General features: G+C 52.8%; 16 protein-coding genes and 1 tRNA gene. All 17 read left to right on the top strand.

Features of this window, described 5'->3' with window-relative positions; genetic code table 11:
* Nucleotides 1-11 precede the first annotated feature (11 nt).
* Nucleotides 12-728 (top strand): succinate dehydrogenase iron-sulfur subunit SdhB, encoded by a 717-nt coding sequence (sdhB, locus tag NA389_RS07245; protein WP_001537859.1) that lies wholly within the window; start codon nt 12-14, stop codon nt 726-728.
* A gap of 525 nt (nt 729-1,253) precedes the next feature.
* Nucleotides 1,254-4,055 carry a 2-oxoglutarate dehydrogenase E1 component gene (sucA, locus tag NA389_RS07240; protein WP_001181500.1) on the top strand — a complete coding sequence of 934 codons (2,802 nt, stop codon included), beginning with the start codon at nt 1,254-1,256 and terminating at the stop codon, nt 4,053-4,055.
* A gap of 14 nt (nt 4,056-4,069) precedes the next feature.
* On the top strand, nt 4,070-5,278 hold the full coding sequence (gene odhB, locus NA389_RS07235) for a 2-oxoglutarate dehydrogenase complex dihydrolipoyllysine-residue succinyltransferase (RefSeq protein WP_000099858.1): 1,209 nt from the start codon (nt 4,070-4,072) through the stop codon (nt 5,276-5,278).
* 141 nt (nt 5,279-5,419) lie between these two features.
* Nucleotides 5,420-6,586, top strand: a complete 1,167-nt coding sequence (sucC, locus tag NA389_RS07230) for an ADP-forming succinate--CoA ligase subunit beta (protein WP_001048590.1) — start codon at nt 5,420-5,422, stop codon at nt 6,584-6,586.
* A complete protein-coding gene (gene sucD / locus NA389_RS07225; RefSeq protein WP_000114631.1) occupies nt 6,586-7,455 on the top strand; it encodes a succinate--CoA ligase subunit alpha in 870 nt (289 codons plus the stop codon). Before sucC ends, sucD begins: the two co-directional genes overlap by 1 nt.
* A 1,581-nt stretch (nt 7,456-9,036) precedes the next feature.
* Nucleotides 9,037-10,605 (top strand): cytochrome ubiquinol oxidase subunit I, encoded by a 1,569-nt coding sequence (gene cydA / locus NA389_RS07220; RefSeq protein WP_000884369.1) that lies wholly within the window; start codon nt 9,037-9,039, stop codon nt 10,603-10,605.
* A gap of 15 nt (nt 10,606-10,620) precedes the next feature.
* Nucleotides 10,621-11,760 carry a cytochrome d ubiquinol oxidase subunit II gene (cydB, locus tag NA389_RS07215; RefSeq protein WP_000568258.1) on the top strand — a complete coding sequence of 380 codons (1,140 nt, stop codon included), beginning with the start codon at nt 10,621-10,623 and terminating at the stop codon, nt 11,758-11,760.
* A gap of 14 nt (nt 11,761-11,774) precedes the next feature.
* Nucleotides 11,775-11,888, top strand: a complete 114-nt coding sequence (cydX, locus tag NA389_RS07210; RefSeq protein WP_000270278.1) for a cytochrome bd-I oxidase subunit CydX — start codon at nt 11,775-11,777, stop codon at nt 11,886-11,888.
* Nucleotides 11,888-12,181: a cyd operon protein YbgE gene (ybgE, locus tag NA389_RS07205; RefSeq protein ID WP_000148790.1), complete on the top strand. Its 294-nt coding sequence runs from the start codon at nt 11,888-11,890 to the stop codon at nt 12,179-12,181. Before cydX ends, ybgE begins: the two co-directional genes overlap by 1 nt.
* 228 nt (nt 12,182-12,409) lie before the next feature.
* Nucleotides 12,410-12,814 carry a tol-pal system-associated acyl-CoA thioesterase gene (ybgC, locus tag NA389_RS07200; RefSeq protein ID WP_001046240.1) on the top strand — a complete coding sequence of 135 codons (405 nt, stop codon included), beginning with the start codon at nt 12,410-12,412 and terminating at the stop codon, nt 12,812-12,814.
* A complete protein-coding gene (tolQ, locus tag NA389_RS07195) occupies nt 12,811-13,503 on the top strand; it encodes a Tol-Pal system protein TolQ (RefSeq protein ID WP_000131318.1) in 693 nt (230 codons plus the stop codon). The genes ybgC and tolQ overlap by 4 nt, the downstream gene beginning before the upstream one ends.
* Nucleotides 13,504-13,506: 3 nt before the next feature.
* Nucleotides 13,507-13,935 carry a colicin uptake protein TolR gene (gene tolR, locus NA389_RS07190; protein WP_000124676.1) on the top strand — a complete coding sequence of 143 codons (429 nt, stop codon included), beginning with the start codon at nt 13,507-13,509 and terminating at the stop codon, nt 13,933-13,935.
* Between the two features lie 64 nt (nt 13,936-13,999).
* Nucleotides 14,000-15,178 carry a cell envelope integrity protein TolA gene (gene tolA / locus NA389_RS07185; protein WP_000030589.1) on the top strand — a complete coding sequence of 393 codons (1,179 nt, stop codon included), beginning with the start codon at nt 14,000-14,002 and terminating at the stop codon, nt 15,176-15,178.
* Between the two features lie 123 nt (nt 15,179-15,301).
* The gene (gene tolB / locus NA389_RS07180; RefSeq protein ID WP_001562341.1) at nt 15,302-16,594 is read left to right on the top strand and encodes a Tol-Pal system beta propeller repeat protein TolB; all 1,293 of its coding nucleotides are present in this window, start codon (nt 15,302-15,304) and stop codon (nt 16,592-16,594) included.
* A gap of 34 nt (nt 16,595-16,628) precedes the next feature.
* Nucleotides 16,629-17,153, top strand: a complete 525-nt coding sequence (gene pal / locus NA389_RS07175; protein WP_001176621.1) for a peptidoglycan-associated lipoprotein Pal — start codon at nt 16,629-16,631, stop codon at nt 17,151-17,153.
* A 9-nt stretch (nt 17,154-17,162) separates the two neighbouring features.
* Nucleotides 17,163-17,951, top strand: a complete 789-nt coding sequence (cpoB, locus tag NA389_RS07170; protein WP_079917121.1) for a cell division protein CpoB — start codon at nt 17,163-17,165, stop codon at nt 17,949-17,951.
* Between the two features lie 164 nt (nt 17,952-18,115).
* Nucleotides 18,116-18,191: transfer RNA gene (locus NA389_RS07165), tRNA-Lys, on the top strand.
* The last annotated feature ends 1 nt before the right edge of the window (nt 18,192 follow it).

Here is an 18,192-nt window from a genome sequence, read left to right as displayed (position 1 = left end):
GAGACAGGATGATGAAACTCGAATTTTCGATTTATCGTTATAACCCGGATGTCGATAACGCTCCGCGTATGCAGGACTACACCCTGGAAGGCGAAGAAGGGCGTGACATGATGCTGCTGGATGCGTTAATCCAGCTTAAAGAAAAAGATCCCAGCCTTTCTTTCCGCCGTTCCTGCCGCGAAGGCGTGTGTGGTTCTGATGGTTTGAATATGAACGGTAAGAATGGTCTGGCCTGTATTACCCCTATTTCGGCGCTGACTCAGCCGGGTAAGAAGATTGTGATTCGCCCGCTGCCCGGTTTGCCGGTGATCCGCGATTTGGTGGTAGACATGGGGCAATTCTACGCACAATATGAGAAGATTAAGCCTTACTTATTGAATAATGGGCAAAATCCACCGGCTCGTGAGCATCTGCAGATGCCGGAGCAGCGTGAAAAACTCGATGGGCTGTATGAATGTATTCTTTGCGCCTGTTGCTCAACATCCTGCCCGTCATTCTGGTGGAACCCGGATAAGTTTATCGGTCCGGCGGGTCTGCTCGCGGCGTATCGCTTCCTGATCGATAGCCGTGATACCGAGACCGATAGTCGTCTGGAAGGGATGAGCGATGCATTCAGCGTATTCCGCTGTCACAGCATTATGAACTGCGTCAGTGTATGTCCTAAGGGACTGAACCCGACGCGCGCTATCGGCCATATTAAGTCGATGCTGTTGCAGCGTAGCGCATAAGTAGTTGTAGTAGTTGCCGGATGGCGACGTACCGTCTTATCCGGCCTACAGGTTACGTATTCTGTGGGCCTGATAAGCCAGGCGCCATCGGGCAATAGAAGTGCAGGAAACCTCTAAAAACTGCCATATGATTAGTAATAATCGAGATGTTCAGAGCGAGACAAGGCGCGGTCTGAACGAATCTTCGGGAGCATAGTTAACTATGTGACCGGAGTGAGCGAAGGCCGCAACGCAGTCGTAGCCTGAACAGCGAAGATTATTAGACAGTTTTTAAAGGTTCCTTAGCGGACGCAGATGACACGACAGTCCGCAACAAGTGAACCCCGGCACGCATACAGCGTATGCGTGGTTAGTATCCACGGCGAAATACTCGTCATAGATCACGTTGCATGTGCGTTGGCTGCACTTGCTCACCCCGGTCACTTACTGGATGTAAGCTCCCAGGGATTCGCAAGCTTGCCGCCTTCCTGAAACGTGACCTATTTAGAGTATTAAATAAGCAGAAAAGATGCTTAAGGGATCACGATGCAGAACAGCGCTTTGAAAGCCTGGTTGGACTCTTCTTACCTCTCTGGTTCGAATCAGAGCTGGATAGAACAGCTCTATGAAGACTTCTTAACCGATCCTGACTCGGTAGACGCTAACTGGCGTTTGACGTTCCAGCAGTTACCTGGTACCGGAGTCAAACCGGATCAACTCCATTCAAAAACACGTGAATATTTCCGGCGGCAGGCGTTGGCTGGCTCACGTCACTCTTCTACGATTTCCGACCCTGACACCAATGTGAAGCAGGTTAAAGTCCTGCAGCTTATCAACGCTTATCGTTTCCGTGGCCATCAGCATGCAAACCTCGATCCGCTGGGACTGTGGAAACAAGAACGCGTGGCGGATCTGGATCCTTCTTTCCATGATTTGACCGAGGCCGATTTCCAGGAAACCTTCAATGTCGGCTCCTTTGCCAGCGGCAAAGAGACGATGAAGCTGGGCGAGCTGCTCGACGCGCTCAAACAGACCTACTGCGGCCCGATTGGCGCTGAGTATATGCACATCACCAGCACCGAAGAGAAACGCTGGATCCAACAGCGCATCGAATCCGGTCGCGCGGCCTTTAGCGCTGACGAGAAAAAACGCTTCCTGAACGAGCTGACCGCCGCTGAAGGGCTGGAACGTTATCTGGGTGCCAAATTCCCGGGTGCGAAACGTTTCTCGCTCGAGGGGGGAGATGCGCTGATACCCATGCTGAAAGAGATGGTTCGCCATGCGGGTAACAGCGGCACTCGCGAAGTGGTGCTGGGGATGGCGCACCGCGGTCGCCTGAACGTGCTGATCAACGTACTGGGTAAAAAACCGCAGGATCTGTTCGACGAATTTGCCGGTAAGCATAAAGAACATCTGGGTACCGGCGACGTGAAGTATCACATGGGCTTCTCGTCAGATATCGAAACCGAAGGCGGTCTGGTTCACCTGGCGCTGGCGTTTAATCCATCGCATCTGGAAATTGTGAGCCCGGTGGTGATGGGCTCCGTGCGCGCCCGTCTGGACAGACTGGACGAACCGAGCAGCAACAAAGTGTTGCCGATCACTATTCACGGCGACGCCGCGGTGACCGGCCAGGGCGTGGTTCAGGAAACCCTGAACATGTCGAAAGCGCGCGGTTACGAAGTGGGCGGTACGGTACGTATCGTTATCAACAACCAGGTGGGTTTCACCACCTCTAACCCACTGGATGCGCGTTCAACGCCTTACTGCACCGATATCGGTAAAATGGTCCAGGCGCCGATTTTCCACGTCAATGCGGACGATCCGGAAGCCGTAGCTTTTGTGACCCGTCTGGCGCTGGACTTCCGTAATACCTTTAAACGCGATGTGTTCATCGATCTGGTGTGCTACCGCCGTCACGGCCACAACGAAGCCGACGAGCCAAGCGCAACCCAGCCGCTGATGTACCAGAAAATCAAAAAGCATCCGACGCCGCGTAAAATCTACGCCGACAAACTGGAAGCTGATAAGGTCGCAACGCTGGAAGATGCCACCGAAATGGTCAACCTCTATCGCGATGCGCTGGATGCAGGCGAATGCGTGGTGAAAGAGTGGCGTCCGATGAATATGCACTCGTTCACCTGGTCGCCGTATCTAAACCACGAATGGGATGAAGCATACCCGAACAAGGTAGAAATGAAGCGCCTGCAGGAGCTGGCAAAACGTATCAGCACCGTGCCGGAAGCCATTGAAATGCAGTCTCGCGTGGCGAAAATTTATGGCGACCGTCAGGCAATGGCGGCAGGCGAGAAATTGTTTGACTGGGGCGGCGCGGAAAATCTGGCTTACGCCACGCTGGTCGATGAAGGCATTCCGGTGCGCCTGTCCGGGGAAGACTCTGGTCGCGGCACCTTTTTCCATCGTCATGCGGTGATCCACAACCAGACGAACGGCTCAACGTATACGCCGTTGCAGCATATTCACAGCGGTCAGGGACAGTTTAAAGTCTGGGACTCCGTGCTGTCTGAAGAAGCGGTGCTGGCTTTTGAATACGGTTATGCCACGGCGGAACCACGTACCCTGACTATCTGGGAAGCGCAGTTTGGCGATTTTGCCAACGGCGCGCAGGTGGTGATTGACCAGTTCATCTCCTCCGGCGAGCAGAAATGGGGTCGGATGTGCGGTCTGGTGATGCTGTTGCCGCACGGCTATGAAGGGCAGGGGCCGGAGCACTCCTCCGCGCGTCTGGAACGTTATCTGCAACTTTGCGCCGAGCAGAATATGCAGGTTTGCGTGCCGTCCACTCCGGCGCAGGTCTACCATATGCTGCGCCGTCAGGCGCTGCGCGGGATGCGTCGTCCGCTGGTGGTGATGTCGCCGAAATCGCTGCTGCGTCACCCGCTGGCGGTTTCCACGCTTGATGAACTGGCGAACGGTTCCTTCCAGCCGGCCATTGGCGAAATTGACGAGCTGGACCCTAAAGCCGTAAAACGCGTGGTAATGTGTTCTGGTAAGGTTTATTACGACCTGCTGGAACAACGTCGCAAAAACGACCAGAAAGATGTCGCTATCGTGCGCATCGAACAGCTCTATCCGTTCCCGCATAAAGCGGTGCAGGAAGCGCTGCAACCATACGCTCACGTCCATGATTTTGTCTGGTGCCAGGAAGAGCCGCTCAACCAGGGCGCATGGTACTGCAGCCAGCATCATTTCCGTGAAGTGATTCCGTTTGGGGCCGCTCTGCGTTATGCAGGTCGCCCGGCCTCCGCCTCTCCGGCGGTAGGGTATATGTCCGTTCACCAGAAACAGCAACAAGATCTGGTTAATGACGCGCTGAACGTCGATTAAATAAAGGATAAATAATGAGTAGCGTAGATATTCTTGTTCCCGACCTGCCTGAGTCCGTAGCGGACGCGACCGTCGCCACCTGGCATAAAAAACCGGGCGATGCGGTTGTTCGTGACGAAGTGCTGGTAGAAATCGAAACTGACAAAGTGGTACTGGAAGTACCGGCATCAGCGGACGGCATTCTGGATGCGGTTCTGGAAGAAGAGGGGACGACTGTCACCTCTCGCCAGATCCTGGGTCGCCTGCGTGAAGGCAACAGCGCGGGTAAAGAGACCAGCGCGAAATCTGAAGAGAAAGCGTCTACGCCGGCACAGCGCCAGCAGGCGTCGCTGGAAGAACAAAACAACGATGCGCTCAGCCCGGCGATCCGTCGCCTGCTGGCTGAACACAATCTGGAAGCCAGCGCCATTAAAGGCACTGGTGTGGGTGGGCGTCTGACCCGTGAAGATGTGGAAAAACATCTGGCGAAAGGCGAGTCTAAAGCACCCGCTGTTGAACCTGCAGCACAACCCGCTCTGGGCGCGCGCGGCGAAAAACGCGTGCCAATGACCCGCCTGCGTAAGCGCGTGGCCGAGCGTCTGCTGGAAGCGAAAAATTCCACCGCCATGCTGACGACCTTCAATGAAGTCAACATGAAGCCGATTATGGATTTGCGTAAGCAGTATGGCGAAGTGTTTGAAAAACGTCATGGTATCCGCCTGGGCTTTATGTCCTTCTACGTGAAAGCGGTAGTGGAAGCGCTGAAGCGTTATCCGGAAGTGAACGCCTCTATCGACGGCGATGACGTGGTGTATCACAACTACTTTGATGTGAGCATGGCGGTGTCTACGCCGCGCGGCCTGGTCACGCCGGTCCTGCGTGACGTGGATACGCTGGGCATGGCTGACATTGAGAAAAAAATTAAAGAACTGGCTGTCAAAGGCCGCGACGGCAAGCTGACCGTAGAAGACCTGACCGGCGGTAACTTTACCATTACCAACGGCGGCGTATTCGGTTCGCTGATGTCTACCCCGATCATCAACCCGCCGCAGAGCGCGATTCTGGGAATGCATGCTATTAAAGACAGGCCGATGGCGGTGGATGGCAAGGTAGAAATCCTGCCGATGATGTACCTGGCGCTCTCTTACGATCATCGCCTGATCGATGGTCGCGAATCCGTGGGCTTCCTGGTCACCATCAAAGAGTTGCTGGAAGATCCGACCCGTCTGCTGTTGGACGTGTAGTCAGCAAGAGCATCACCTGCTACCTGTAGGCCGGACAAGGCGTTCACGCCGCCATCCGGCGATGGTGTAATGCCTGATGGCGCGCAGCTTTCAGGCCTACAGGTCTAAAGATAACGATTACCTGAAGGATGGACAGAACACATGAACTTACATGAATATCAGGCAAAACAACTTTTTGCCCGCTATGGCTTACCGGCGCCGGTGGGTTATGCCTGTACTACTCCGCGTGAAGCCGAAGAAGCCGCGTCTAAAATCGGCGCCGGCCCGTGGGTAGTGAAATGTCAGGTTCACGCTGGCGGCCGCGGCAAAGCGGGCGGTGTGAAGGTAGTAAAAAGCAAGGAAGAGATTCGCGCCTTTGCGGAAAACTGGCTGGGCAAACGTCTGGTGACCTATCAAACAGACGCTAATGGCCAACCGGTAAACCAGATTCTGGTTGAAGCGGCGACCGACATCGGCAAAGAACTGTACCTCGGCGCGGTAGTTGACCGTAGTTCTCGTCGCGTGGTCTTTATGGCGTCTACCGAAGGCGGCGTAGAGATCGAAAAAGTCGCGGAGGAAACCCCGCATCTGATCCATAAAGTCGCGCTCGATCCGCTGACCGGCCCGATGCCGTATCAGGGGCGTGAACTGGCGTTCAAACTGGGTCTGGAAGGTAAACTGGTGCAGCAGTTCACCAAAATCTTTATGGGCCTGGCAACCATTTTCCTTGAGCGCGACCTGGCGCTAATCGAAATTAATCCGCTGGTGATCACTAAGCAGGGCGATCTGATTTGCCTCGACGGCAAGCTGGGCGCTGACGGCAACGCGCTGTTCCGCCAGCCGGATCTGCGTGAAATGCGTGACCAGTCTCAGGAAGATCCGCGTGAAGCGCAGGCGGCGCAGTGGGAACTGAACTACGTCGCGCTGGACGGCAACATCGGTTGCATGGTGAACGGCGCGGGCCTGGCGATGGGCACCATGGACATCGTTAAGCTGCATGGCGGCGAACCGGCTAACTTCCTTGACGTGGGCGGCGGCGCAACCAAAGAGCGCGTCACCGAAGCGTTTAAAATCATCCTCTCGGATGACAACGTGAAAGCGGTTCTGGTTAACATCTTCGGCGGTATCGTCCGTTGTGACCTGATTGCCGACGGTATCATCGGCGCGGTGGAAGAAGTGGGCGTTAACGTTCCGGTGGTGGTGCGTCTGGAAGGCAACAACGCTGAACTCGGCGCGAAGAAACTGGCTGACAGTGGCCTGAATATTATTGCAGCGAAAAGTCTGACGGATGCAGCTCAGCAGGTTGTTGCCGCAGTGGAGGGGAAATAATGTCCGTTTTAATTAATAAAGATACCAAGGTTATCTGCCAGGGCTTTACCGGTAGCCAGGGGACTTTCCACTCCGAACAGGCGATTGCTTACGGTACGCAAATGGTCGGCGGCGTAACGCCGGGCAAAGGCGGCACTACGCATCTGGGTCTGCCGGTGTTCAACACCGTGCGCGAAGCGGTAGAAGCTACCGGTGCGACTGCATCCGTTATCTACGTCCCGGCGCCGTTCTGCAAAGACTCCATTCTGGAAGCGATCGACGCAGGCATCAAACTGATTATCACCATCACCGAAGGTATTCCGACGCTGGATATGCTGACCGTGAAAGTGAAGCTGGACGAAGCGGGCGTACGCATGATCGGCCCGAACTGCCCAGGTGTGATCACCCCGGGCGAATGCAAAATCGGCATCATGCCGGGTCACATTCATAAGCCGGGTAAAGTGGGTATCGTTTCCCGTTCCGGCACGCTGACCTATGAAGCGGTTAAGCAGACCACCGACTACGGTTTCGGCCAGTCCACCTGTGTGGGTATCGGCGGTGACCCGATTCCGGGCTCTAACTTCATCGACATCCTGAAACTGTTCCAGGAAGATCCGCAGACTGAAGCGATCGTGATGATCGGCGAGATCGGCGGTAGCGCAGAAGAAGAAGCGGCGGCTTATATTAAAGACCACGTGACCAAGCCGGTTGTTGGCTATATCGCGGGTGTTACCGCGCCGAAAGGCAAGCGTATGGGCCACGCTGGCGCCATCATTGCCGGTGGTAAAGGCACTGCGGATGAAAAATTCGCCGCGCTGGAAGCCGCGGGCGTGAAAACCGTTCGCAGCCTGGCCGATATCGGCGAAGCGCTGAAAGCAATTATAAAATAAAACTCGCTGTTCCTGCGGGAACAGATAAATGTCCGTTTTCGACATGGTTGGCCACCTTTACGGTGGCCTTTTTTATGGCTTTATTGTTTGTGGCAAAGTACGGGTGAAGCATCCGGGATATAAAATTATTGGCTTTGTAAATATTGAACTATAGGAAAATAATGCCTCATTAAAAAACATGGTGGAGTCTAAAAATAATTGATAATAACTGTCTGGCAGCGGCAGTAAATTTACTCAGTTTGCCGGTTAACTCTTTTGCAGCAAATACAGATGCTGTCTTAGTGAAAGACCTGCCGACCTCACTGGAGACGGATTATGCGCTTTCCGCCATGAAAAAAACGCATTGCAGCATTACACTATGTTGACGCTAACCTCTATAGTAAATTGACGCTTGACTCTGTGGCCGCGCATGTTTGCCTGAGCGCGAACTACATGTCTCCTCAGATGTATCGCGCTTACACAGACTGCTTGTTTAATGGCAGAATAAAACAGCTATTTTAATCATAAGAGTACCGGCATTATTTCCCTGAAGTATTAAAGATATCGTTTAATAAATTATATGAACTTTTGCTGGTTAAAAGAGGTTAACTTTAAAAATTATTAAGAACTTATTGACACTATTCGTTCGTGATTAATCATGTTTAAAGGGTATTTATGGCTGCGAATAAACAGAATTATCACTATGAGTGACGTAGAAATTGAGGGTAAATCTGTGAAGGTGATAACAGAATCTTCACTATAATAATTATAGAGAGGCAAATACGGTGTTATTGAAATAAAGAAAAATTAGCGAATAAAATGTTTGTTTCTGGCTATCTGGAAAGCTTATTAGCGATAATTAAGGCGATAACCTGGCAAGATGATCCTGGCCGTTAGTCGTCGGGAAAGGGAAGTTGGGGCAGGGTAATCCCGGTGGGATGATGGCGCGTGTGCAATGAGATAGTTTCTTTGCGGTGTTAATTATAAGTAAAATAAAAATAGACTAAATGTATAAAATAATAAGTGTTGATAACCTACAGAAAAAATCTGTGAGCTATTTAGCAATAATTGAACATCAATGTGGAATGTTTTTTACTGGATGAGGGGCAGTAAAAAACGCACAAAATGTTTAGCCTTACCGAATAAGCCTCTTTTTACAGGGGGTTTGAAATTACTCTTTGCAAAAACAAAAAGTTAACAAAAAATTCACCATGCATTCAATGAATAAACATTATTAACATTAACTTCAAAAATTGATTTTAATCAATATTTAAATGTTGGAAAAGAGCATCAAAACTGGTTAAATTGTCCGTGATCAAATTCCCTGAAAAGCGATAGATTAGCCATAAATTGATCGCTGTCGAAAAAAGCAAATCTGACCCACTAAAAACCTGTTTATTGTAAGGGTTTTACGGCGTAATATATTTGCGGGATCAATTTGGGTTTTTTATTAACATGTTTGTAACCTTTCATCATTACTGTTTCCTTCCCGAGGGGATAGTACGATGGAAGGCCGCAAATAAATTTGTATTGGGGCATGCGTGTGACCCTTTCTAACGGGGTTCACTCTCGGAGTCTTCATGCGATGAGCAAGGAGTCATGATGTTAGATATAGTCGAACTGTCGCGCTTACAGTTTGCCTTGACCGCGATGTACCACTTCCTGTTTGTGCCGCTAACGCTCGGTATGGCGTTCCTGCTGGCCATTATGGAAACGGTATACGTCCTTTCCGGCAAACAGATTTATAAAGATATGACCAAGTTCTGGGGCAAGTTGTTTGGTATCAACTTTGCTCTGGGTGTGGCTACCGGTTTGACCATGGAGTTCCAGTTCGGGACAAACTGGTCGTACTACTCCCACTATGTTGGGGACATCTTCGGTGCGCCGCTGGCCATCGAAGGTTTGATGGCCTTCTTCCTCGAATCCACCTTTGTAGGTCTGTTCTTCTTCGGCTGGGATCGTCTGAGTAAAGTTCAGCATATGTGCGTCACCTGGCTGGTGGCTCTGGGGTCCAACCTCTCCGCGTTGTGGATTCTGGTAGCGAACGGCTGGATGCAAAACCCAATCGCTGCGGATTTCAATTTCGAAACCATGCGTATGGAAATGGTGAGCTTCTCTGAACTGGTGCTGAACCCGGTAGCACAGGTGAAATTTGTTCACACTGTGGCGTCCGGCTATGTCACCGGCGCGATGTTCATCCTCGGTATCAGCGCTTACTACATGCTGAAAGGTCGTGACTTCGCCTTTGCTAAACGCTCCTTTGCTATTGCCGCCAGCTTCGGTATGGCTGCCGTACTGTCCGTTATCGTACTCGGTGACGAATCCGGTTACGAAATGGGCGACGTGCAGAAAACCAAGCTCGCTGCGATTGAAGCCGAATGGGAAACGCAACCTGCTCCGGCCTCCTTTACCCTGTTCGGTATTCCTGACCAGGACAAACAGGAAAACCATCTGGCGATTCAGATCCCTTATGCGCTCGGCATTATCGCTACACGTTCCGTGGACACGCCGGTTATTGGCCTGAAAGATCTCATGGTTCAGCATGAAGAGCGTATCCGTAACGGGATGAAAGCCTATGAACTGCTGGAACAGCTGCGCGCCGGTTCTACCGACCAGGCCGTTCGCGACCAGTTCAACAGCATGAAGAAAGATCTCGGTTACGGCCTGCTGCTGAAACGCTATACGCCTAATGTGACTGACGCGACCGAAGCGCAGATCCAGCAAGCGACGAAAGATTCCATTCCTCGCGTTGCGCCGCTGTACTTCGCTTTCCGTATCATGGTGGCGTGCGGCTTCCTGCTGCTGGCGATCATCGCACTTTCCTTCTGGAGCGTGATTCGTAACCGCATCGGTGAGAAAAAATGGCTGTTGCGCGCGGCGCTGTACGGTATTCCACTGCCGTGGATTGCGGTTGAAGCAGGTTGGTTCGTCGCCGAGTATGGTCGTCAGCCGTGGGCGATCGGCGAAGTGTTGCCGACAGCCGTGGCGAACTCATCGCTGACCGTAGGCGATCTGCTGTTCTCCATGTTCCTGATTTGCGGCCTGTATACCCTGTTCCTGGTGGCAGAATTGTTCCTGATGTTCAAATTTGCACGCCTTGGCCCAAGCAGCCTGAAAACCGGTCGCTATCACTTTGAGCAGTCCACCGTGACTTCTCAGCCGGCACGCTAAGACAGGAGTCGTCAAATGATCGATTATGAAGTACTACGTTTTATCTGGTGGCTGCTGGTTGGCATTTTGCTAATTGGTTTCGCTGTCACCGATGGGTTCGACATGGGGGTGGGGATGCTCACCCGTTTCCTCGGTCGTAACGACACCGAACGTCGAATTATGATTAACTCTATCGCCCCGCACTGGGACGGTAACCAGGTGTGGTTGATCACCGCGGGCGGCGCGTTGTTTGCTGCCTGGCCGATGGTTTACGCTGCGGCGTTCTCCGGTTTCTATGTGGCGATGATCCTGGTGCTGGCGTCTTTGTTCTTCCGTCCGGTCGGTTTTGATTACCGTTCCAAGATTGAAGACCCGCGCTGGCGCAACATGTGGGACTGGGGCGTGTTCATCGGTAGCTTTGTGCCGCCGCTGGTGATTGGCGTGGCCTTTGGCAACCTGTTGCAGGGCGTACCGTTCCATGTGGATGAGTATCTGCGTCTGTACTACACCGGTAACTTCTTCCAGTTGCTGAACCCGTTTGGTCTGCTGGCGGGTATCGTAAGCGTAGGCATGATCATCACGCAGGGGGCGACTTACCTGCAAATGCGTACCGTTGGCGAACTGCACCTGCGCGCGCGCGCCACCTCGCAGATTGCGGCGCTGGTGACATTAGTGTGCTTTGCGCTGGCGGGCGTTTGGGTAATGTATGGTATTGATGGTTATGTCGTGACATCCGCGATTGATCATCATGCCGCCTCTAACCCGCTGACTAAAGAAGTGGCGCGTGAAGCTGGCGCCTGGCTGGTGAACTTTAATAATGCTCCGATCCTGTGGTTGGTTCCGGCTCTGGGCGTGGTTCTGCCGCTGCTGACTATCCTGACTTCCCGTATGGAGAAAGGCGCGTGGGCATTCCTGTTCTCTTCGCTGACCCTGGCCTGCATTATTCTGACGGCGGGTATCGCTATGTTCCCGTTTGTGATGCCGTCCAGCACGATGATGAATGCCAGTCTGACCATGTGGGATGCGACATCCAGCCAGATGACGCTGAACCTGATGACCTGGGTTGCGGCGGTGTTCGTACCGATCATTCTGATCTACACCAGCTGGTGTTACTGGAAAATGTTCGGTCGTATCACTAAAGAACATATTGAAAGCAACACCCACTCTCTGTACTAAGTAAGGAGCTTAAAATGTGGTATTTCGCATGGATTCTGGGAACGCTTCTTGCCTGTGCATTCGGGATCATTACCGCCCTGGCGCTTGAGCACGTTGAAGCGGGTAAAACCGGTCAAGAAGAAAGCTAATGACCCATATTATCGCAAAACTGTATGCGGTAATGGACAAGCGCCCGTTAAGGGCGCTTTCCTTCGTGATGGCGATAGTGCTGGCAGGATGTATGTTCTGGGACCCGTCACGGTTTGCCGCCAGGACCAGCACGCTTGAAATCTGGCACGGATTACTGCTGATGTGGGCGGTTTGCGCAGGCATAATCCACGGCGTGGGTTTTCGCCCTGAATCCGTACACTGGCAAGGGATTTTTTGTCCGCTCCTTGCGGATATTGTCCTTATCGTCGGCCTGATTTTCTTCTTCTTGTGAATAAGAAACCTCCTTAAAAATATAGGGGCTTGCATAAGCCCATATATTTTTACTCTCCCTTAACTTCCCCCCATTCCCAAGCCTCATTCCCGCGCGTATAGTAGCAACGTTTAAAAGCTCTACTTTTGTTGCATTACCGGGATGTAAAGTGAATACAAGGCGATATACAACGGCATTCTTGAGGCATTACGGCGGCAAGCGGATGACGCCAACAAAGAGGCTGCAGGGATGAATAAGTATATGTTTCGATGGCCAATTCGAGTTTATTACGAAGACACGGACGCCGGCGGTGTGGTTTATCACGCCAGCTATGTCGCTTTTTATGAAAGAGCGCGCACGGAGATGCTGCGTCACCATCACTTCAGCCAACAGGTGCTGCTGGCGGAGCGGGTCGCCTTTGTGGTGCGCAAGATGACGCTGGAATACTATGCGCCTGCGCGGCTCGACGATATGCTTGAAGTTCAAACAGAAATTACGTCAATGCGTGGCACCGCTTTGGTTTTCACGCAACGCATTGTCAACGCAGAGAACACGCTGCTAAATGAAGCAGAGGTTCTGATTGTTTGCGTTGATCCACTCAAAATGAAGCCTCGTGCGCTTCCTAAGTCTATTGTCGCGGAGTTTAAGCAGTGACTGACATGAATATCCTTGATTTGTTCCTGAAGGCAAGCCTTCTGGTTAAACTTATCATGTTGATTTTGATTGGTTTTTCAATAGCATCCTGGGCCATCATTATCCAGCGAACGCGTATCCTGAACGCCGCTGCGCGTGAGGCGGAAGCGTTTGAAGATAAATTCTGGTCCGGAATCGAACTATCGCGTCTGTACCAGGAAAGCCAGGGGAGACGCGATAGTCTGTCGGGCTCGGAACAAATCTTTTATAGCGGGTTCAAAGAGTTTGTCCGGCTCCATCGCGCCAACAGCCATGCACCGGAGGCCGTGGTAGAGGGGGCGTCGCGTGCGATGCGCATCTCCATGAACCGAGAGCTGGAAACGCTGGAAACGCATATCCCGTTTCTTGGCACGGTAGGCTCTATCAGTCCTTATATCGGTCTGTTTGGCACCGTATGGGGGATTATGCATGCGTTTATCGCCCTGGGCGCGGTGAAACAGGCGACTCTGCAAATGGTTGCGCCGGGTATTGCCGAAGCATTGATTGCCACGGCGATTGGTTTGTTTGCCGCCATCCCTGCGGTTATGGCTTACAACCGACTGAATCAGCGCGTGAACAAGCTGGAACTGAATTACGACAACTTTATGGAAGAGTTCACCGCGATTCTGCACCGCCAGGCGTTTACCGTAAGCGAAAGCAACAAGGGGTAAGCCATGGCCAGAACGCGTGGACGAGGTCGTCGCGAACTTAAGTCCGAAATCAATATTGTACCGCTGCTCGACGTACTGTTGGTGCTGCTGCTGATCTTTATGGCAACCGCGCCGATCATTACCCAGAGCGTGGAGGTCGACTTGCCGGAGGCGAATCAGTCGCAAGCGGTCAGTAGTAACGACGATCCACCGGTCATTATTGAGGTTTCCGGAGTAGGGCAATACAGCGTAGTGGTTGATAAAGATCGAATGGATCAACTGCCGTCTGAACAGGTGATCGCAGAAGTAAAGCGTCATCTGCAGGCTAATCCGAAAACAGTCTTTTTAATCGGCGGCGCGAAAGAGGTGCCGTACGATGAAATAATTAAAGCGCTGAACTTGTTACACAGCGCGGGCGTAAAATCGGTTGGCTTAATGACGCAGCCAATCTGAAGTCTGCGTCCCGTTGGCTTGAAAGACGGCGAGTAACAGGCGAACAGTTTTTTGGGAACCGAGAGTGTCAAAGGCAACCGAACAAAACGACAAGCTCAAACGGGCGATAATTATTTCAGCCGTGCTGCATATCATCTTATTTGCAGTGCTGATCTGGAGTTCGTTTGATGAGCATATAGAGGCTTCTGCCGGCGGCGGCGGTGGTTCCGCTATCGACGCGGTGATGGTCGATCCTGGCGCCGTTGTGCAGCAGTACAACCGTCAGCAGGATCAACAGGCCAGCGCCAGACGCGCGGAAGAAGAGCGTAAAAAGCTGCAACAGCAGCAAGCAGAGGAGCTGCAGCAGAAGCAGGCTGCCGAACAGGAGCGGTTGAAACAACTTGAGAAAGAACGTTTAGCGGCTCAGGAGCAGCAAAAGCAGGCTGAAGAAGCGGCAAAACTGGCGCAACAGCAGCAGCAACAGGCCGAAGAAGCGGCGAAAGCGGCGGCGGACGCGAAGAAAAAAGCGGAGGCCGAGGCGGCGAAAGCGGCGGCGGACGCGAAGAAGAAAGCAGAGGCCGAGGCGGTAAAAGCGGCAGCGGACGCGAAGAAGAAAGCGGAAGCCGAAGCGGCGAAAGCGGCGGCGGACGCGAAGAAGAAAGCAGAGGCCGAAGCGGCGAAAGCTGCGGCGGAGGCGAAGAAGAAAGCGGAGGCCGAAGCGGCGAAAGCTGCGGCGGAGGCGAAGAAGAAAGCGGATGCCGAGGCGGCGAAAGCGGCGGCGGAGGCGAAGAAGAAAGCGGATGCCGCGGCGGCGAAAGCAGCGGCGGACGCTAAGAAGAAAGCGGCTGCCGAAAAAGCGGCCGCCGCAGAAGGCGTCGACGATCTGCTTGGCGATCTCAGCTCGGGTAAGAATGCGCCGAAAACCGGCGGCGGCGCGAAAGGGAATGGCCAGCCATCGAAAGATAGCGGTACATCGGGCGCTAACGGTGGGGCGACAGGCGCTGATATCAGCGCCTACGCGAAACAGATTCAGGTCGCCATTCAGAGCCGCCTGTATGATGCGAGCCTGTACCAGGGCAAACAATGTGTCTTGCATATTAGCCTGGCGCCGGATGGCTCATTAAAAAGCATTACGTCTGAGGGCGGCGATCCGGCGCTTTGTCAGGCGGCGTTAATGGCGGCAAAAACCGCGAAAATTCCTAAACCGCCAAGCCAGGCTGTTTATGAGAAAATAAAGGATGCCAAACTAGACTTTAAACTGTAGATACTTTTCTTTATGGAAGTTGGAGCAGTTGAGTTGTTACTGGTCCTGGTGGTTTTGTGTATTTGAGTTTGTTAACATTCTGCTAAATTATCGTGGGTCGCAGGCCCAGGTATGGGAGATATGATGAAGCAGGCATTACGAGTAGCATTTGGTTTTCTGATGCTGTGGGCGGCGGTGCTGCACGCAGAAGTCCGTATCGAGATCACCCAGGGGGTGGACTCGGCGCGACCGATTGGCGTTGTGCCTTTTAAATGGGCCGGGCCGGGCGCTGCGCCTGAAGATATCGGCGGCATCGTGGCGGCTGATTTACGCAATAGCGGTAAATTTAATCCGTTAGACCGGTCCCGACTGCCGCAGCAGCCAGCCACCGCTCAGGAAGTTCAGCCTACCGCATGGTCTGCGCTGGGTATTGATGCCGTCGTCGTTGGGCAGGTCACGCCGAATCCGGACGGTTCCTACAATGTTGCTTATCAGCTGGTTGACACTGGCGGCGCGCCGGGGACTGTACTGGCGCAAAACTCTTATAAAGTGAACAAGCAGTGGCTGCGTTATGCAGGCCATACCGCCAGTGACGAAGTCTTTGAAAAACTGACGGGCATTAAGGGCGCGTTCCGTACTCGTATCGCCTATGTGGTACAGACTAACGGCGGTCAGTTCCCGTATGAACTGCGTGTGTCGGATTACGATGGTTACAATCAGTTTGTGGTGCACCGTTCTCCGCAGCCGTTGATGTCTCCGGCGTGGTCTCCGGACGGCTCAAAACTGGCTTACGTGACATTTGAAAGCGGTCGCTCCGCGCTGGTTATCCAGACGCTGGCAAACGGCGCAGTGCGTCAGGTTGCGTCCTTCCCGCGTCACAACGGCGCGCCGGCCTTCTCGCCGGATGGGACGAAACTGGCGTTCGCGTTATCGAAAACCGGAAGTCTGAACCTGTACGTTATGGATCTCGCCTCCGGCCAGATTCGTCAGATAACGGACGGGCGTAGCAACAATACGGAGCCGACCTGGTTCCCGGACAGCCAGACTCTGGCCTTTACCTCTGACCAGGCTGGACGTCCGCAAGTGTATAAAATGAACATTAACGGCGGTGCGGCGCAGCGTATTACCTGGGAAGGTTCGCAAAACCAGGATGCGGATGTCAGCAGCGACGGTAAATTTATGGTAATGGTAAGCTCAAATAACGGGCAGCAGCACATTGCCAAACAAGATCTGGTGACGGGTGGCGTACAGGTTCTGTCGTCAACGTTCCTGGATGAAACGCCAAGTCTGGCACCTAACGGCACGATGGTAATCTACAGCTCTTCTCAGGGGATGGGATCTGTGCTGAATTTGGTTTCTACAGATGGGCGTTTCAAAGCGCGTCTTCCGGCAACTGATGGTCAGGTGAAATCGCCTGCCTGGTCGCCGTATCTGTGATAATAATTAATTGATTACTAAAGGAATTAAAGAAATGCAACTGAACAAAGTGCTGAAGGGCCTGATGATTGCCCTGCCTGTTATGGCAATCGCGGCATGTTCTTCCAACAAGAACGCCAGCAATGACGGTAGCGAAGGCGGCATGCTGAACGGCGCCGGCACTGGTATGGACGCTAACGGCAACGGCAACATGTCATCTGAAGAGCAAGCGCGTCTGCAGATGCAGCAGCTGCAGCAGAACAACATCGTTTACTTCGATCTCGACAAGTACGATATCCGTTCTGACTTCGCGGCAATGCTGGATGCGCACGCTAACTTCCTGCGTAGCAACCCGTCTTACAAAGTCACCGTAGAAGGTCACGCGGACGAACGTGGTACGCCTGAATACAACATCTCCCTGGGCGAACGTCGTGCTAACGCCGTTAAAATGTACCTGCAGGGTAAAGGTGTTTCCGCTGACCAGATCTCCATCGTTTCTTACGGTAAAGAAAAACCTGCCGTACTGGGCCACGACGAAGCGGCTTACGCTAAGAACCGTCGCGCTGTACTGGTTTACTAAGAGAATTGCATGAGCAGTAACTTCAGACATCACCTGTTGAGTCTGTCGTTACTGGTTGGCATAGCGGCCCCCTGGGCCGCTTTTGCTCAGGCGCCAATCAGTAGTGTCGGCTCAGGCTCGGTCGAAGACCGCGTCACTCAACTTGAGCGTATCTCTAACGCTCACAGCCAGCTTTTAACCCAACTTCAGCAGCAGCTCTCCGATAATCAGTCCGATATCGATTCTTTGCGCGGCCAAATCCAGGAAAATCAGTATCAACTGAATCAGGTGATGGAACGCCAGAAGCAAATTATGCTGCAGCTGGGGAGCTTAAATAATGGCGGCGCAGCGCAGCCAGCAGCTGGTGACCAGAGCGGGGCGGCAACCGCTGCGACCCCCGCCCCGGATGCCGGTACGGCAACCTCAGGGGCGCCGGTACAAAGTGGCGATGCGAATACCGATTACAATGCGGCAATTGCGCTGGTGCAGGATAAGTCTCGCCAGGATGACGCGATTGTGGCGTTTCAGAACTTCATCAAGAAATACCCTGATTCTACTTATCAGCCGAACGCCAATTACTGGCTGGGCCAGTTGAATTACAACAAGGGTAAAAAAGATAATGCCGCCTATTATTTCGCCTCGGTAGTAAAAAACTATCCTAAGTCGCCGAAGGCTGCGGACGCGATGTACAAAGTTGGCGTTATCATGCAGGACAAAGGTTATACGGCAAAAGCGAAAGCGGTTTATCAGCAGGTGATTAACAAATATCCTGGCACTGATGGCGCGAAACAGGCGCAAAAGCGCCTTAACGCGATGTAATGCGTACCATGCGACCAGAAAACGCCTTTTTTCTGGTCGCGTCGTGCGATTCCTAAGCAGTTGAGCCCCCTGCGTCGAAATTTTTGTTGCGCTCAAATCTGAAATCAGTAATATATGCCGCCGTTGCCACGGGATATTAAACAACTCGAAAGCAACGTAAAAGTGGGTCGTTAGCTCAGTTGGTAGAGCAGTTGACTTTTAATCAATTGGTCGCAGGTTCGAATCCTGCACGACCCACCAA

The sequence above is a fragment of the Salmonella sp. NW645 genome, from assembly GCF_051703725.1.
GTDB lineage: Bacteria > Pseudomonadota > Gammaproteobacteria > Enterobacterales > Enterobacteriaceae > Salmonella > Salmonella enterica.
This window is presented reverse-complemented; position numbering and strand designations above follow the sequence as displayed.

Excerpts from the sequence above, each read along its gene's own strand:
- sdhB (WP_001537859.1), top strand. The coding sequence starts at position 12 with ATGAAACTCGAATTTTCGATTTATCGTTATAACCCGGATGTCGATAAC.
- sucA (WP_001181500.1), top strand. The coding sequence starts at position 1,254 with ATGCAGAACAGCGCTTTGAAAGCCTGGTTGGACTCTTCTTACCTCTCT.
- odhB (WP_000099858.1), top strand. The coding sequence starts at position 4,070 with ATGAGTAGCGTAGATATTCTTGTTCCCGACCTGCCTGAGTCCGTAGCG.
- sucC (WP_001048590.1), top strand. The coding sequence starts at position 5,420 with ATGAACTTACATGAATATCAGGCAAAACAACTTTTTGCCCGCTATGGC.
- sucD (WP_000114631.1), top strand. The coding sequence starts at position 6,586 with ATGTCCGTTTTAATTAATAAAGATACCAAGGTTATCTGCCAGGGCTTT.
- cydA (WP_000884369.1), top strand. The coding sequence starts at position 9,037 with ATGTTAGATATAGTCGAACTGTCGCGCTTACAGTTTGCCTTGACCGCG.
- cydB (WP_000568258.1), top strand. The coding sequence starts at position 10,621 with ATGATCGATTATGAAGTACTACGTTTTATCTGGTGGCTGCTGGTTGGC.
- cydX (WP_000270278.1), top strand. The coding sequence starts at position 11,775 with ATGTGGTATTTCGCATGGATTCTGGGAACGCTTCTTGCCTGTGCATTC.
- ybgE (WP_000148790.1), top strand. The coding sequence starts at position 11,888 with ATGACCCATATTATCGCAAAACTGTATGCGGTAATGGACAAGCGCCCG.
- ybgC (WP_001046240.1), top strand. The coding sequence starts at position 12,410 with ATGAATAAGTATATGTTTCGATGGCCAATTCGAGTTTATTACGAAGAC.
- tolR (WP_000124676.1), top strand. The coding sequence starts at position 13,507 with ATGGCCAGAACGCGTGGACGAGGTCGTCGCGAACTTAAGTCCGAAATC.
- tolB (WP_001562341.1), top strand. The coding sequence starts at position 15,302 with ATGAAGCAGGCATTACGAGTAGCATTTGGTTTTCTGATGCTGTGGGCG.
- pal (WP_001176621.1), top strand. The coding sequence starts at position 16,629 with ATGCAACTGAACAAAGTGCTGAAGGGCCTGATGATTGCCCTGCCTGTT.
- cpoB (WP_079917121.1), top strand. The coding sequence starts at position 17,163 with ATGAGCAGTAACTTCAGACATCACCTGTTGAGTCTGTCGTTACTGGTT.